The sequence below is a fragment of the Rhodococcus daqingensis genome, assembly GCF_042665615.1.
Taxonomy (GTDB): domain Bacteria; phylum Actinomycetota; class Actinomycetes; order Mycobacteriales; family Mycobacteriaceae; genus Rhodococcus_G; species Rhodococcus_G daqingensis.
Map to the genome: position 1 here is coordinate 391,215 of NZ_JBHTCS010000002.1, position 13,762 is coordinate 404,976.

12 protein-coding genes are annotated in these 13,762 nt (G+C 70.5%); 8 read left to right on the forward strand and 4 right to left on the reverse strand.

From position 1 onward, the window contains the following. The first annotated feature begins 10 nt into the window (after positions 1 to 10). The gene (locus ACFQS9_RS03130) at positions 11 to 1,345 is read left to right on the forward strand and encodes an ABC1 kinase family protein (RefSeq protein WP_378401620.1); all 1,335 of its coding nucleotides are present in this window, start codon (positions 11 to 13) and stop codon (positions 1,343 to 1,345) included. A 10-nt stretch (positions 1,346 to 1,355) separates the two neighbouring features. Here ACFQS9_RS03130 and ACFQS9_RS03135 read toward each other — a convergent pair whose 3' ends face one another. Continuing rightward, the gene (locus ACFQS9_RS03135; protein ID WP_378401444.1) at positions 1,356 to 2,177 is read right to left on the reverse strand and encodes a DUF72 domain-containing protein; all 822 of its coding nucleotides are present in this window, start codon (positions 2,175 to 2,177) and stop codon (positions 1,356 to 1,358) included. Positions 2,178 to 2,278: 101 nt separating this feature from the next. On the opposite strand from ACFQS9_RS03135, the gene ACFQS9_RS03140 reads away from it, so the two are divergent. Both ACFQS9_RS03140 and ACFQS9_RS03145 read left to right on the forward strand, forming a co-directional pair. Then, the gene (locus tag ACFQS9_RS03140; protein ID WP_378401446.1) at positions 2,279 to 2,599 is read left to right on the forward strand and encodes a GYD domain-containing protein; all 321 of its coding nucleotides are present in this window, start codon (positions 2,279 to 2,281) and stop codon (positions 2,597 to 2,599) included. Positions 2,600 to 2,672: 73 nt separating this feature from the next. Next, positions 2,673 to 4,517, forward strand: coding sequence for a hypothetical protein (locus ACFQS9_RS03145; protein WP_378401448.1), 1,845 nt, complete (start codon positions 2,673 to 2,675; stop codon positions 4,515 to 4,517). Positions 4,518 to 4,546: 29 nt separating this feature from the next. On the opposite strand, the gene ACFQS9_RS03150 is transcribed toward ACFQS9_RS03145, so the two are convergent. Continuing rightward, a complete protein-coding gene (locus ACFQS9_RS03150) occupies positions 4,547 to 5,101 on the reverse strand; it encodes a TetR/AcrR family transcriptional regulator (protein ID WP_378401450.1) in 555 nt (184 codons plus the stop codon). Positions 5,102 to 5,195: 94 nt separating this feature from the next. Here ACFQS9_RS03150 and ACFQS9_RS03155 point away from each other — a divergent pair, with 94 nt between their 5' ends. Next, the gene (locus ACFQS9_RS03155) at positions 5,196 to 6,065 is read left to right on the forward strand and encodes an alpha/beta fold hydrolase (protein ID WP_378401452.1); all 870 of its coding nucleotides are present in this window, start codon (positions 5,196 to 5,198) and stop codon (positions 6,063 to 6,065) included. Between the two features lie 28 nt (positions 6,066 to 6,093). Then, on the forward strand, positions 6,094 to 6,594 hold the full coding sequence (locus tag ACFQS9_RS03160) for an HPP family protein (RefSeq protein ID WP_378401454.1): 501 nt from the start codon (positions 6,094 to 6,096) through the stop codon (positions 6,592 to 6,594). An 8-nt stretch (positions 6,595 to 6,602) separates the two neighbouring features. On the opposite strand, the gene ACFQS9_RS03165 is transcribed toward ACFQS9_RS03160, so the two are convergent. Continuing rightward, positions 6,603 to 9,743, reverse strand: a complete 3,141-nt coding sequence (locus ACFQS9_RS03165; RefSeq protein WP_378401456.1) for a BTAD domain-containing putative transcriptional regulator — start codon at positions 9,741 to 9,743, stop codon at positions 6,603 to 6,605. A gap of 83 nt (positions 9,744 to 9,826) precedes the next feature. Here ACFQS9_RS03165 and ACFQS9_RS03170 point away from each other — a divergent pair, with 83 nt between their 5' ends. The 3 genes from ACFQS9_RS03170 (at position 9,827) to ACFQS9_RS03180 (ending at position 11,503) form a co-directional block, all read left to right on the forward strand. After that, positions 9,827 to 10,354, forward strand: a complete 528-nt coding sequence (locus ACFQS9_RS03170; protein ID WP_378401458.1) for an anthrone oxygenase family protein — start codon at positions 9,827 to 9,829, stop codon at positions 10,352 to 10,354. An 11-nt stretch (positions 10,355 to 10,365) separates the two neighbouring features. Next, positions 10,366 to 10,764 carry a nuclear transport factor 2 family protein gene (locus ACFQS9_RS03175; RefSeq protein WP_378401460.1) on the forward strand — a complete coding sequence of 133 codons (399 nt, stop codon included), beginning with the start codon at positions 10,366 to 10,368 and terminating at the stop codon, positions 10,762 to 10,764. Positions 10,765 to 10,837: 73 nt separating this feature from the next. Beyond that, positions 10,838 to 11,503 carry a cyclase family protein gene (locus ACFQS9_RS03180; RefSeq protein WP_378401462.1) on the forward strand — a complete coding sequence of 222 codons (666 nt, stop codon included), beginning with the start codon at positions 10,838 to 10,840 and terminating at the stop codon, positions 11,501 to 11,503. 6 nt (positions 11,504 to 11,509) lie between these two features. Here ACFQS9_RS03180 and ACFQS9_RS03185 read toward each other — a convergent pair whose 3' ends face one another. Continuing rightward, the gene (locus ACFQS9_RS03185) at positions 11,510 to 13,735 is read right to left on the reverse strand and encodes a thiamine pyrophosphate-dependent enzyme (protein WP_378401465.1); all 2,226 of its coding nucleotides are present in this window, start codon (positions 13,733 to 13,735) and stop codon (positions 11,510 to 11,512) included. Positions 13,736 to 13,762 lie beyond the last annotated feature (27 nt).

Here is a 13,762-nt window from a genome sequence, read left to right on the forward strand (position 1 = left end):
GTCGGTCCACATGCCCGCGCTCGACCGGTTCGGGCCTGCCCAGCTGTGGCGGGCCCTGGTGGTCGGGGTGGTGATCATCGCCTGCGTGGGGTACGCGGTGCTCACCAAGCCGTTCCTGCGGCGCGGCGAGTCCTGGGCGGATGCCGCGTCGGAGGGCGTGGTCAACGCGTTCGAGGCGCTCGGCCCGACCTTCGTCAAGCTCGGGCAGCTGATGGCCTCCTCCTCCGGCGTGTTCCCGGCTCCGCTCGCCAACGCCTGCCTGCGGTGTCTCGACGACGTGCCGCCGGTGTCCGCGCAGAAGGCCAGGGAGGTCATCGCGGGCGACCTGGGCGGACCCGTCGACCGGATCTTCGCGAGCTTCGACGACGTGCCGCTGGCGGCGGCCTCCGTCGCTCAGGTCCATGCCTGTGTGCTGCCCGATGGCCGCGAGGCCGTGATCAAGGTCCAGCGACCGGGCATCTACCACCGGATGCTGGTCGACCTGCGCACCGCGTACGGCGGCGCCAAGCTGCTCGAGCGGCTCTTCGAGTTCTTCCGGATCGCGAACGCGACGGCGATCATCCGGGATCTGCACGCCGCCACGATGACGGAACTCAACAGCGCCGTCGAGGCCGATCGGCAGACCCGCTTCCGGGACGCCATCTGGGCGTTCGGCGACAACACCGGAGTGACCGCGCCCGAGGTGTACTGGGACTACTGCGGACCGCACGTGATCTGCATGGAGCGGTTGCACGGGGTTCCGCTGGACCGGTTCGTCCCCGACGAGGACCACGACACCACGATGCTGATCCGGCGCGGCGTCAAGGCATGGATCGAGTCGATCACCCTCCACGGCCCGTTCCACGGCGATGTGCACGCGGGCAACCTGTGGGCGCTCGACGACGGGCGCATCGCCTTCCTCGACTTCGGGATCGTCGGCGAGCTGCCCGAGGTGTGGCGGTCGATCCTGCGGGACATGTTCTACGCCAACCTCATCGACGGTGACTTCGCCCGGGTGGCGCGCGGTATCCGGGACCTCGGCTACACCGCGGACCTCGAGGCCGGCGACGCCGAGATCGGTATGCAGGTCGCTGCGGTCCTGGCGCCGGTGTTCAGCAACGACCTGGCCGAACTCAACCTGGGTGCACTCATCATGGCCCTGGTCCAGCTCGGCAAGCAGTGGGGAGTCGCCAGCCCGGAGGAGCTGGTGCTGTTCGGCAAACAGCTCGGCTACTTCGAGCGGTACGCCACCCGGCTCGCTCCCGGCTGGGTGATCGGCAAGGACCCCTACCTGTTCCGCAACGTCTTCCCCGAGGCGGTGGCCGAGCGGGCGGCCGCACAGGGCGTCACCCTGCCCGACGACTGAGCTCGGGCGATCAGCCCGCGCCGAGCCGGCGTCGCAGCGCGATGGCGTCGAACGGGGCCCGGCCGCGCGCGTCGTTGTCGAAGTAGACGAACACGTCGAGCCCGTCCGCGGACCACCCTCCGATCCTCGTCGCCCACGCGTCGAGCGCGCGGTCGCCGTAGCCGCTCGCATAGAGCTCGGTGTCGCCGTGGAGCCGCACGTACATGAAATCGCTCGTGCGCCGGTCGAACATCGGATAGCGGCCCGCCGAGTCCGCGACCACGAGGGCCACATCGTTCTGCTCGATCAGCGCCACCGCCTCGGGTCCGCCGAAGCTGAGGTGACGCGCCTCGAGTGCGTGCCGGATCGGGCGCGGCGCATCGGCGACGGTCAGTGCACGGTCCGCGGGCACCTTGTCGTCATGGCGAGCGGCGAGCTCCGCGGCCGCGGTAGTGGTGCGCGGCAGCGCGGCGAGGAACCCCGCGACGCGGTCGGCGTCGAACTCGAGCGTGGGCGGCAGCTGCCACAGGATCGGACCGAGCTTGGCACGCAGCGCGAGCGGGCCGGAGGCGAAGAAGTTGGCCAGCGCGGTGTCGATGTCGCGCAGCCGCTTCATGTGCGTGATGTAGCGGCCACCCTTGACCGCGAACACGAAGTCGTCGGGGGTCTCGTCCCGCCACCGGGCGAAGGAATCGGGGGCCTGGAGGGCGTAGAAGGAGCCGTTGATCTCGATCGACGGCATCCGGGTCGCGGCGTACGCCAACTCCCGCCGATGAACCAGGCCTGCGGGATAGAAATCGCCACGCCAGCCGGGATAGGCCCAACCGGAGATCCCGATACGGATTTCCGCCATGGGCCGAGCGTAGATCCGCTGCGGTTTCCCCGATACCGCAGCGATCCCCGACCCCGGGGAGGACGATGGATGCACCCAGAAACCGAGCCGAGGGACACATCATGCCCAAGTATCTGTGGCAGGTCGGCTACACGCACGATGGCGCGACCGGCCTCCTCACCGAAGGCGGATCGGGACGCCGCGACGCTATCGTCCAGGCGGTCGAGAGCGTCGGCGGGACCGTCGAAAGCTGCTACTTCGCGTTCGGCGGCCACGATCTCTACGTCATCGGCGAGGTGCCCGACGAGGTCGCCGCCGCGGCGCTGAGCATCCGCACCGCGGCGAGCGGCGCGGCCCGCACCGTGACGGTCGCGCTGCTGACCCCCGAGCAGATCGACGAGGCGGCCAAGCGGCCGGCGAACTACCGTCCACCTGGTCGCTGACGTGCACGGCGGGGCCGCCCCGCCCACCCGCGAGACCCTGGCGCTCTGGCCCGCGGGGAGCCATACTCACCCCGTGAGCGAAGTCACTGTTACGCACAGTGCACAGTTAGCTGCGGCCACCGAGGGCGGTGGCGCGGCGCTCGACCAGATCGTGGGCATCTCGGTGGCCACGGCGATCATCACCGTCGGGCTGCTGTGGATCGCCTACCTGCACCGCACCCGCAAGATCACCTGGCTGCAACGCCTCGCGGACGCCGCGGGCCGCAAAAGCGGCCTGCCGTCGTGGGCAGCGCTGCCGCTGGCCCTGTTCGTCGCCACCATCCTCACCGCGTTCCTCGGGTTCATCTGGGACGTGAGTCTGCACATCGGGCGCGGGCGCGACGACGGTCCGCTCGCGAACCCCGCGCACTACCTGATCCTGATCGGGCTGTTCATGCTGTTCATCACCGGCATGCTCGCGATGATCCTGCCCCGCGACGAGAAGCCCGGCAGGGCGGCCATCAAGGTCACCCGCACCTGGTACGTCCCCGTGAGCGGCCTGCTCGTCGCGGGTACCGGCCTGTACGCGCTGATCGGGTTCCCCCTCGACGACGCCTGGCACCGCATGTTCGGGCAGGACGTCACGCTGTGGGGCCCGACGCACCTGATGCTCATCGGCGGCGCCGGGTTCTCCCTCGTCGGCATCCTGCTGCTCGAGTTCGAGGGCCGGATGAGCATGCCCCCGGCCGAGCGCCGCGACGGACGCTTCACGTGGTTCCTGCGCTGCGCCACGTTCGGTGGCCTGATCATCGGCATGTCGGTGTTCCAGATCGAGTACGACTTCGGCGTCGAGCAGTTCCGGCTGGTCCTGCAGCCGATGCTGATCTGCGCGGCCGGCGCGTTCGCCCTGGTCGCCGCCCGCATCGTGCTCGGCCCGTTCGCCGCGATCGTCGCGGCACTCTTCGCCGCCGGCGTCCGGCTGATCACCGCGCTGCTGGTCGGGCCCGTTTTCGGCGCGCCGACCAACGTCTTCGCGCTCTACCTCGGAGCCGCGGTGGTCATCGAGTTGCTGGCGCTGACCCCACTGCTGAAGAACCGCGTGCTGTTCGGCGCGGTCGGCGGTCTCCTCGTCGCGACCGTCGGCCTCTGGCTCGAGTCGCTGTGGATCGACGCCGTCTACATCTTCCCGTGGCCCGCCGGAATCTGGGGCGAAGCGCTGGCGATGTCGATCCCGGTGGGCATCACGGTCGGCATCTGCGGCGGCATCTTCGGCCGCGTGCTGCGGGGCGAGGGCCTGCCGCGTCCCGGTGTCGGATCCGTGGCCGTGGCCGCTGCCATCCTCGCGGTCGGGGCCGCGACGGCCAACGGACTCATCGCGACGGTCCCCGAGAACGCCCGGGCGACAATCGTGCTCACCGAGGCCCCGGACGACGGCGGCGCGATGGCACACGCAGCGGTGACGCTCGACCCGAGGGATCTGGCGGGGGAGGACCCCGCCTGGGTCGCCATCCTGTCCTGGCAGGGCGGCGAGGGGCTGGGCAACGGCTTCACCGTCGGCACGATGGAGCGCACCGGCGAGGGCACCTACCGCACCAACGAGCCCATCCCGATCGACGGGACTTGGAAGACGCTGCTGCGCTTGCAATCCGGACGGATGATGACGGCGGTACCGATCTACCTGCCGGCCGACGCCGGTATCGGCGCGGAGGAACTGGCCGCGGAGCCGGCCTCCACCCGTCCGTTCGTCCCGGAGATCACCATCCTGCAGCGGGAACGCACCTTCGACCACCCCGGATGGTTGTTCGGCGCCGCCTCACTGGTCGTGCTGGCCTGCAGCCTCGCGATGATCATCTCGCTCGCCTGGGGTACGGGCCGGATCAGTCGCTACAGCAGCGCAGAGCCCGCGACCCGACGTCGCGACGACGTTCCGGTGACATGAGCGCGACCCCCGATCCGGACGTCACGTAGTCAGCTCACCGCGTCCAGCAGGACGCGGGCGGCATCCCTGGCCTGCCGGGCGGGGAGGGGCGAGCCGACGATCGCGGCGGTCGCCATCGCCCCGTTCGCGAGGATCGCGAGCTGGTCCGCCAGCGGCGCCGGTAGGCCCGCGGCGGAGACCAGCTCGCGCAGGCTCCCGAGCAACGCCGCCTTGTTCGCCTTGGCGATGTCGGCGACAGCCTGGTTCCCGCCACCCAGCTCGCCGAAGGTGTTGATGAACGTGCAGCCCCGGAAGTCCTCCCTCCGAAACCAGGCGTCGAGGTAGTCGAACACCCCGAGGACGCGGTCGCGGGGGTCCTCGATCGGCTCGAGGAACCGCGCGAGTTCCTCCCGCACGGCCAGGTCGCGCCTGCGCAGCACCGCCTCGACCAGCCGGTCCTTGGCCGGATACAGCCGGTAGAGGCGCTTGAGGGAGATCCCGGACCGGGACCGGATCTCGTCCATCCCGACTGCCTGCACGCCGCGCTCGTTGAACAGCGCCTCGGCGGCGTCGAGCAGCTGGGCGTCTGCGGTATCCGGATCCATCTCTCACCTCGACACTTGCGCGGAGAACCATCGTTCTCTACTCTACACGCCAGAAGGGAGAACGCTCGTTCTCCCCTGAGAGTCAGGAGCCACCATGTCCAGCTTCGACACCCGCCACCGCACCGCGACCATCGACGGCCTGGAGGTCTTCTACCGGGAGTCCGGCCACCCGAACAGCCCGACCATCGTTCTGCTGCACGGGTTTCCGAGCAGCTCGCACATGTTCCGGAATCTGGCCGCCGAACTCGCCGACGAGTTCCACGTGATCGCGCCGGATCACATCGGCTTCGGCCACTCCTCGATGCCCGCGGTCGACGAATTCGAGTACAGCTTCGATCACCTCACCGAGATCACCGAGAAGCTCCTCGACCGCCTGGGCGTCGAGCGCTTCGCGCTCTACATCCAGGACTACGGCGCACCGATCGGGCTTCGGATCGCCGCCAAGCACCCGGACCGCATCACCGCGCTGATCACCCAGAGCGGCAATGCCTACCGGGAGGGGTTCACCCCGTTCTGGGACGTGCTGTTCGCGCACGCACAGAACCGTTCGGCGCACGAGCCTGCGGTCCGCGAGCTCCTCGAGCTCGAGGCCACGCGATGGCAGTACACCCACGGCGTGCCCGCCGACCGGCTGGACCGGATCGCTCCCGAGACCTGGCTGGCGGACCAGGCGGGCCTGGATCGGCCGGGCAACAAGGAGATTCAGCTCCAGCTGTTCTGGGACTACCAGTTCAATCTCGACGGGTACCCCGCGTTCCAGGAGTACTTCCGCACCAACCGACCGCCGACGCTGGTCGCGTGGGGCCGTCACGACGAGATCTTCGGTCCCGCGGGCGCCGAGGCGTTCGCGACCGACCTCCCCGACGCCGAGATCCACCTGCTCGACGCCGGCCACTTCGCGCTGGAGACCCACGGGCCGGAGATCACCGACCTGATCCGGGACTTCCTGCGCCGAAACCTCTGATCCCGCAACACATATCAGAAGGAGTCTCATGTCCGTGCTCACCAGCGCCTCCGCAGTGGTTGCCCGCCGGGGCACCGCGGCTTCGGCACTCAGCGCCGCCGCGGCCGCGCTGATCATCATCGCGTCCCTGGTCGCGGCGGAACACCTGCTCGGACTCGCGGTCTTCGCGTTACCGTTCGTGGCGTCGGCCGCCCTCATCGCGCTCGCGCCCTCCGGACCGCCCGCGAGACCGGGAGCCGTCTTGCGTGCCTATCCGGCCGCCGCGGCGACGGCCCTGCCCGTCACCGCGGTCCTCGGACCGGGCGAGGTCGCCGTCGCCGCCTCGGTCGTCGCGACAGTCGCGATGATGGCCGTCCTTCGGGCACCACACGTCCCGGCGGCGTTGTGCGCCGGCGGCATCGGACTCACCGACCCGGGTCTCGGTTATCTCCCGCACACCCTGATACCCGCGGTGGTGATCGTGCTCGTGGCCGCCGCGGCGGCGGGCCGGGTGGTGCCGGGCTTCGAGTACCCGCTCCGCTCGTCCTGACCGATGCGTCACCTGGGTCCGGGCGGCGACATCAGGCCGGCCTCGAGGATCTCGAGCGCGGCAGACCGGCGCAGCCGCAGACCACGGTCGTAGGCTGCACCAAAAGGCCTGCTGCTCAACGCAGTCCGCAATCGCTTTGTCAGCCCCGCGACGTCGGGATGCAGTGCATCCGCCGCGCCCCGAAGGGCGTGCGCTGCCCCGAGCATCTCGGCCGCCATGGGTAGCTCTCCCTGCTCGGCCAACAGCTCGGCGACGGCGGTGCCCACCATCGCGACCAGCACCATGTCCGAGGTGGACACCGCCGCCCGATGAGCCGCTCGCAGCTCTCGTCTTCCGCCGATGCCATCTCCGGCCGCCAGTGCGAGGCGTCCCGAGGCGGTCCGGTACAAGGCCTGAAAGACTGCGTCGCTGTCGCCACCGGCACCCACGGCCCGCCACGCCGAGCTGGACTCCCGGTCGGCGGCGGACACATCGCCCTCTCGGCGCGCCATGTCGGCGAGCTTCAGCCGCGCCAAGGCGAGATGGCGGGCCGCGGGAATGCCCGCCGCCACCTGATGCAGATATGTCCGGGCCGTATCGATGTCGCCGGCATACTCGTGCGCGGTGGCCAGCCACAACCGCTGGTAGTCGTCGCTGCCGAGCTCCCGAGCCGGCAACATCGATCGTTCCAGAGCAGCGATGGCGTGGGACGGGCGGCCGAGCATCGTCTGGGCGATTCCGAGGAAGGTCAACGACGTGACCAGCCCCCACCGCTCGCCGACCTTCTCGAAGAGATCGGCCGCGGCGGCCAGGTCCCGGCTCGCGTCGCCCAGGTCGCCGGCGTTGCTGTTCAGCATGGAACGCACCAGGCACAGCATGGCGCGAGCGAAGGGGCTCGGGTGGGGTCTGCTGGTGTCGATCGCCGTCAACCCGGCGGCTGTGTCACCGGAGACGATCGCGAGCAGCGGCTCGATCACCCCGCTGGACGGGTGGCCGCTCTTCGCGGCTCCGCGGAACCGGTCGATGGTCGCGGCAATCGGTGCGACATCGCCGGCGAGCACCGCATTGAGCAGGTATGCCGCAGTCGCGGGCTCCCGGACGCGTTCGCCCGATTCCACGGCCAGATCCAACGCCATCCGCAACAGCCGGGCTGCCTCGCGGTGGTCTCCGTGGACGGTCAGGTAGAACGACAGCGCGGTCGCCAGCCGGACCGCGGTATCGGCATCCCCAGTGCTGCAACAGAAGTGCCAGGCGCCGAGTAGGTTGCCACGCTCCGCCGTGAGCAACTCGATCCAGCGGAGTTGCTCCGGTCCCCGCATGTGCGGTGCGGCGGCCTCGGCCCGAGCAAGGAAGTACCGCGCATGTGCGCGCCGGATCCGGTCGGCATCGCCGCGCACGGTCAGCGCCTCGAGCGCGTACTCGCGGATCGTCTCGAGCATGTGATAGTGCAGGGTGGGCCCGTCGACCATGCGCAGCAGCGACTTGTCCACCAGCGCCGACACCGCATCCACGACGGGAGCCCGTGTCGCGCAGATATTTTCGACCGCGTCCAGGGTGATCGGGCCGGCGAAGACCGCCAACGATTCCATCAGGAGTCGTTCCTCGTCCTCGAGCAGGTCCCAACTCCAGGCAACCACGGCGCGCAGCGTGCCGTGCCGGGGAATCGCTGTTCGGCCGCCGCCGGTCAGCAGGGTGAACCGGCTGTCGATCCGCTCCAGGAGATGCTCGACCGGCAGCGTTCGTACCCGAGCGGCGGCGAGTTCGATGGCAAGTGGGAGGCCGTCCAGTCGGCGGCAGATGTCGGCGATCACGGCCACGTTGGCGGCAGTGGCCGCGAAATCCGGGCGCGCGGCCCGCGCGCGATCGGCGAACAGGCGCACCGGCGAGCTGTCGAGGAAATGCTCGACGGGGGCGCCGCGGCGGGGCACGACCAGCGGGTCCACCGGGACGAATGCCTCGCCCGCGATCCCGATCGGTTCTCGGCTCGTCGCGAGCAGCGTCAGGGAGGGGCAGCGAGCCAGCAACTCCTCGGCGAGCGCAGCCGTCGCGTCCAGGAGGTGCTCGCAATTGTCGAGCACCAGCAGCGCCGTCCCGGACGAGAGCGCATGCACCAGTCGATCGACGGGATCCCGGCTCGAGTCGACGGCGCCGCCCCGGCCGCCGACCACACCGAGCACCGTCCGGGCGACATCGCCGGGATCGGTCACCGATCCGAGTTCCACCAGCCATACCGCGGCCGTCGCATCGACCAGATCGGCGGCCACCGTCGCCGCCAGTCGCGTCTTGCCGACGCCGCCCGGGCCGACCAGCGTGACGAGTCGGGCCTCGGTCAGCCGCTGCGAAACCAGTGTCCGCTCGGCGCGACGCCCCACAAAGGAAGTCACCTCGGCGCGAAGATTGGTGCGGCGGCTCGCGGTCGGTTGGCCGTCGTCGCGCAACACGGCCAGATGGGCTTGCCGCAGTTCGGGCGACGGATCGGTGCCGTACTTCTCGGCCAGGGTCGCCCGGAATCGCTCATAGCTTTCGAGGGCCTCGGCCGGTCTCCCGTCGGCGTGGAGGGCGCGTATCAGCAACTCCCGCACCCGTTCCCGCGCGGGATGCGCCGACGACAGTGCCTGCAGTTCCCCCACGAGCTGCGGTATCTCCGAACGCCTGTGCAGGTTCGCGCGGGCTCGATCCTCGATCGCCGTCAGCCGCATCTCGTCGAGCCGGGCGATCGTTGCCGCGGCGAATGGCGCGTCCGCCACATCGGCGAGCGCCTCCCCGCGCCACAGCGCCAAGGCTTCCCCCAGCCGGGCCGCCGCGACATCGGGGCGTCCGGCGTCCAGCTCGGCGCGCCCGCTTCGAGCGAGTTGCTCGAAGCGCACGGCATCCACCGCCTCGGGTGCCAGGCCCAATCGGTACCCGCCCTCGACCGACCGCACCGTGGCCCCATCCGGCAGTGCGCCGCGAAGCCGCGAGATCAGTGCATGAAGTGCGTGAAGGCCGTTCCGGGGCACCTCGGCGTCAGACCGGCTGTGCCACACCGCGTCAGACAACGCCTCCACCGACACGGGTCGGTCCGGGGCGAGGGCGAGCCGGATGAGCAGGGTGCGCAGCCGAACGCCACCGAGCGGGATGCTCGCGCCGTCCGCCCGGACTTCCAGCGGCCCGAGGATTCCCACCTGCATGCGCTCCACTCTGCCAGTGCTTCTCGCCGGCGATGCGAGCGCACTGTGAGCGATCTGTGAGCGCCAGGGGCCACCCTGGCCTCATGAATGACAGCACCGAACACACCGCGCCCCTTCCGAACGCTCGCCTGGCCATGCCGGCGGCGTTGCTGGCCACCGGGCTGCTGGCCGGGACCTTCCTCTACGGCTGGGCCAATGTCACACCGACCTTCGACGCCGTCCCGATCGACGTGCACCTCGCGTTCCGCACCGAACTGATGAGGATGAACAGCATCGTCATGCAGTCGTTGATGCTGGCGGCGTTCCTGACCTGCGGCTGGTGTGCATTGGCCCTACGCGGACCTGCTCGTGCCGCTACCGCCGGCGGCGCCGTGCTCGCCGTCGCCACCTTCCTCGTCACGAGATTCGGCAACGTGCCGATCAACCAGGAGATGAAGGTCTGGGCGGCGGGAGCCCTGGCCGTCGACTACCAGGACCGGCTGGCCGCCTGGGATCTCTTCAACGACATTCGCGTCACCACCGCGCTCTGCGCCTTCGCGCTGGTGATCCTCGCCGCCGACCTGGTCCGGCGCACCGCCCGCACAAGCACGCCCGTGCCGACCACACGATAGGGACAACCGGCATGCACACCTTTGCGCCCGACACCGCCGCAGCAGACTTCACCACCTTCATGACGTCGTTCACCGAGGACGTCGCGTTCGGTGCGGAAGACCCCGGAACAGTCATCGACCGGTACTACGTCCCGGATTTCGTGCAGTACAACGACGGGCTCCGTCTCGATCGCGCCAAGCTCGTCGACCATGTTCGCCCCGTCCGCAAGAACGTGCGGGACTATCGCTACGAGGTGCACGAGGCCGTGATGAACGGAAACCACCTCGCCGTCCGTTACACGCTGCACGCGGTCACCCGGAAGAATCGCACCGTCCGAACCCAGGTCTACACGTTCGCCGACCTCAGCGCCGACGGTCGCATCTCGCGCATCGATCAGATCACCCGGATTCTGCCCGAGGAACAGGCCTGATGTGTCCTCCGCGACGTGGGCGGGCGCCGCCCCGGCGTGATACTGGTGGGCAACCAAGCGGCTGGAGGTATCGATGACGATGGTGCGTAGGGTCGTGGACCTCTCACACCCGATCGACAACGGCATGCCGGTCTACCCCGGCGACCCGGTGGCGAGGCTGATCCCGCACTGCACCGTCGCCCGCGACGGCTACAACGTCCTGCGCGTGGAGATGGGATCGCAGACCGGCACCCACGTCGACGCCCCGGTGCACCTGCAGGACGGCGACACCCCGATCGATCGGATGGACCTGTCGCTCTTCGTCGGCCGCGGGGTCGTGTTCGACATGCGCGGACTGGCGCCGCGAGAGCCGATCACCTCGGCGATGCTCGCCGGGACCGTGGACACGGTGCGGCCCGGCGACATCGCGCTGATCCACACAGGCTGGGCCCGGCACTACGGCACCGACGACTACTACGACCACCCGTTCCTCGGCGCCGACGCGTGCGCCCTGCTGCTCGAACGCGGGGTGCGGGCATTCTGCCTCGACGCGCCGAGCATCGACCCGTCCGGCGACGAGGACGCCGGCTACCCGGCACACCACCTGATCGCGACCGCGGGCGGCGTGATCGCCGAGAACCTCTGCAACCTCGAGCTCGTCGACTTCCCGGACCCGCTGATCAGCATCCTGCCGCTGAGGCTGGCGGGCGGCGATGGTGCGCCGGTGCGGGCCGTCGCGATGGAGCTCGACGGGGCCTGACCGGTCTCACCGGCCGACCAGCCCGGCCGCCGCCTCCTCGATCTGCTCCTCGGAGACCAGCACCAGGCGCGCGGCGTCGCCGAGCGGGACGAAGCTGTCCTCGCTCGTGACCCGCGCGATCCGACCGTCGAAGCCGCCGTCGACGAGCGCCGCGATCACCCCCTCCGAGACGCCACCCGAGCGCCGCGTCTCGTCGACCACCAGGACCCGACCGGTGGCGCCTGCCTCGCGGAGCAGGTCCGCCACCGGTAGCGGTGCCAGCCAGCGCAGGTCGAACACCCGGGCGTTCACGTGTCGCGCCCGCAGCCGCTGGGCGACCCGCAGGCTCATCCGAAGCCCGTTGCCGAAGGTCACGATGGTCAGGTCCGCTCCGTCCCCGTGGGTGCGCCCGCTCCCGATCGGGACGTGCGTGGCCCCCCAGGACTCCGGCCCGGTATAGGGCGCCAACCAGCCCTCGTCGCCGGGCTCGTGCAGGTCCCGCTCGTGGTACAGCGCGATCGGCTCGAGGAAAACACACACCGCGCCTTCGGTTTTCGCGGCGGCGACGCAGGTACGCAGCATGGCCGCGGCATCCTCGGGCCGGGCCGGGGAGGCCACCACGAGACCGGGGATGTCGCGCAGCACGGCCACCGCGTCGTCGTTGTGGAAGTGTCCGCCGAAGCCCTTCTGGTACCCGTAGCCGGCGATCCGCACCACCATCGGGTTGCGATACCTCCCGGACGAGAAGTACCCCAATGTCGCTGCCTCGCCGCGTATCTGGTCCTCCGCGTTGTGCAGGTAGGCGAGGTACTGGATCTCCGGGATGGGCAGCAACCCGGAGACGCCCGCGCCGAGCGCGAGCCCGAGCACCGTCTGCTCGTCGAGCGGGGTGTCGAAGACCCGGGACGCGCCGACCCGATTCGCGAGCCCCCGGGTGACGCCGTACACGCCGCCCTTGCGCGCGACGTCCTCGCCGAAGACCATGGCCTCGCGATGGGCCGCCAGGACGTCCAGCAGGGCGCGGTTGATCGCCTGCGCAAGGGTGAGCCGGCCCTGCTCCTCCGGTAACGCATCCCCGAAAACCGCTGCCCGACTGGGCGGATCCGTGGATCCGCCCGCACCGACGGCCACCGTCCCGGGGTTCGGCGCTCGCAGCGGTGCCATCACCGCGGCGGCCGTCGTCAGGCGGGGGAGTTCGGCGACCTCCCGGGCCAACGCGAGCACGTCGTCGCGCTTGCGCTGGTATCGGGTGAGCACCTCCGCCGGCGTCAGGGCGCCCGACTCGATGAGCAGCCGCGCGGTACCCAGCAGCGGGTCGCGGCGCTGCTCGGCGGCGATCACCCCGGTGGGACGGTAGGCCGATTCGACGTCCGAGCCGGCGTGGCCCATCAGGCGGACGGTGTGCAGGTGCAGGAACGCCGGGCGCCGGTGCGTACGAACCCAGTCCGCGGCGCGCGTGGCCGTGGCGAAGGCGTCGGCGAGGTCGCAGCCGTCCGCGGCGAAGTACGCCAGGCCCTCGCGCCCCGAGTACGCGGATTCGATCCAGCCCTCGGGGGTGGGCACGCTGACGCCGATCCCGTTGTCCTCGCAGACCAGCAGCAGCGGCAGCGGCAGTCCCTCGTACGCACCCAGCGCCGCGGCGTTGATCGCCCCGACCGCGGTTGAATGATTCGCGGAGGCGTCGCCGAAGCTGCACACGGTGACCGCATCCGCGGGCCAGGGCGTGTCGACACCCAGTCGGTGGCCACGGGCGATCGAGAACGCGACCCCCACCGCGCGCGGCAGGTGCGAGGCGATGGTGGAGGTCTGCGGGATCACCGCGAGGTCGTGACGACCGAACACCTTGTGCCGCCCGCCCGAGATCGGGTCTTCCGCGGCCGCCACCACCCCGAGCAGCACGTCCCGCAGCGGATCGCCGCCGCCGACCTGGCGCGCGCGTTCGAGGAAGAAGCCCCCGGAGCGGTAGTGCAGCAGCGCCGGGTCGGTGGGGCGCAGGGCGCCGGCGACCGCCGCGTTGCCCTCGTGACCCGACGAGCCGATCGTGTAGAAGCCCGCTCCTGCGGCGCGCAGCAGGCGGGCCGCGAGGTCGAGGTGTCGGCTGCCGAGCTGGGCGTCGAAGAGCTCGAGGCAGCGGGCCACCGTGAGCGCCGAACCGTCACGAACGGGATCCGTCGGGGCGGGCGAGCGCCCGGGGGTCGGGCTCGCCATCGCCCCGACGGTCTCGACGAACTGCTCGTCGATCGTTTCGGCCATGCAGACAACTGTGCGCGTGTTTCACCC

Excerpts from the sequence above, each read along its gene's own strand:
- ACFQS9_RS03130 (WP_378401620.1), top strand. The coding sequence starts at position 11 with ATGCCCGCGCTCGACCGGTTCGGGCCTGCCCAGCTGTGGCGGGCCCTG.
- ACFQS9_RS03135 (WP_378401444.1), bottom strand. The coding sequence starts at position 2,177 with ATGGCGGAAATCCGTATCGGGATCTCCGGTTGGGCCTATCCCGGCTGG.
- ACFQS9_RS03140 (WP_378401446.1), top strand. The coding sequence starts at position 2,279 with ATGCCCAAGTATCTGTGGCAGGTCGGCTACACGCACGATGGCGCGACC.
- ACFQS9_RS03150 (WP_378401450.1), bottom strand. The coding sequence starts at position 5,101 with ATGGATCCGGATACCGCAGACGCCCAGCTGCTCGACGCCGCCGAGGCG.
- ACFQS9_RS03155 (WP_378401452.1), top strand. The coding sequence starts at position 5,196 with ATGTCCAGCTTCGACACCCGCCACCGCACCGCGACCATCGACGGCCTG.
- ACFQS9_RS03160 (WP_378401454.1), top strand. The coding sequence starts at position 6,094 with ATGTCCGTGCTCACCAGCGCCTCCGCAGTGGTTGCCCGCCGGGGCACC.
- ACFQS9_RS03165 (WP_378401456.1), bottom strand. The coding sequence starts at position 9,743 with ATGCAGGTGGGAATCCTCGGGCCGCTGGAAGTCCGGGCGGACGGCGCG.
- ACFQS9_RS03170 (WP_378401458.1), top strand. The coding sequence starts at position 9,827 with ATGAATGACAGCACCGAACACACCGCGCCCCTTCCGAACGCTCGCCTG.
- ACFQS9_RS03175 (WP_378401460.1), top strand. The coding sequence starts at position 10,366 with ATGCACACCTTTGCGCCCGACACCGCCGCAGCAGACTTCACCACCTTC.
- ACFQS9_RS03180 (WP_378401462.1), top strand. The coding sequence starts at position 10,838 with ATGACGATGGTGCGTAGGGTCGTGGACCTCTCACACCCGATCGACAAC.
- ACFQS9_RS03185 (WP_378401465.1), bottom strand. The coding sequence starts at position 13,735 with ATGGCCGAAACGATCGACGAGCAGTTCGTCGAGACCGTCGGGGCGATG.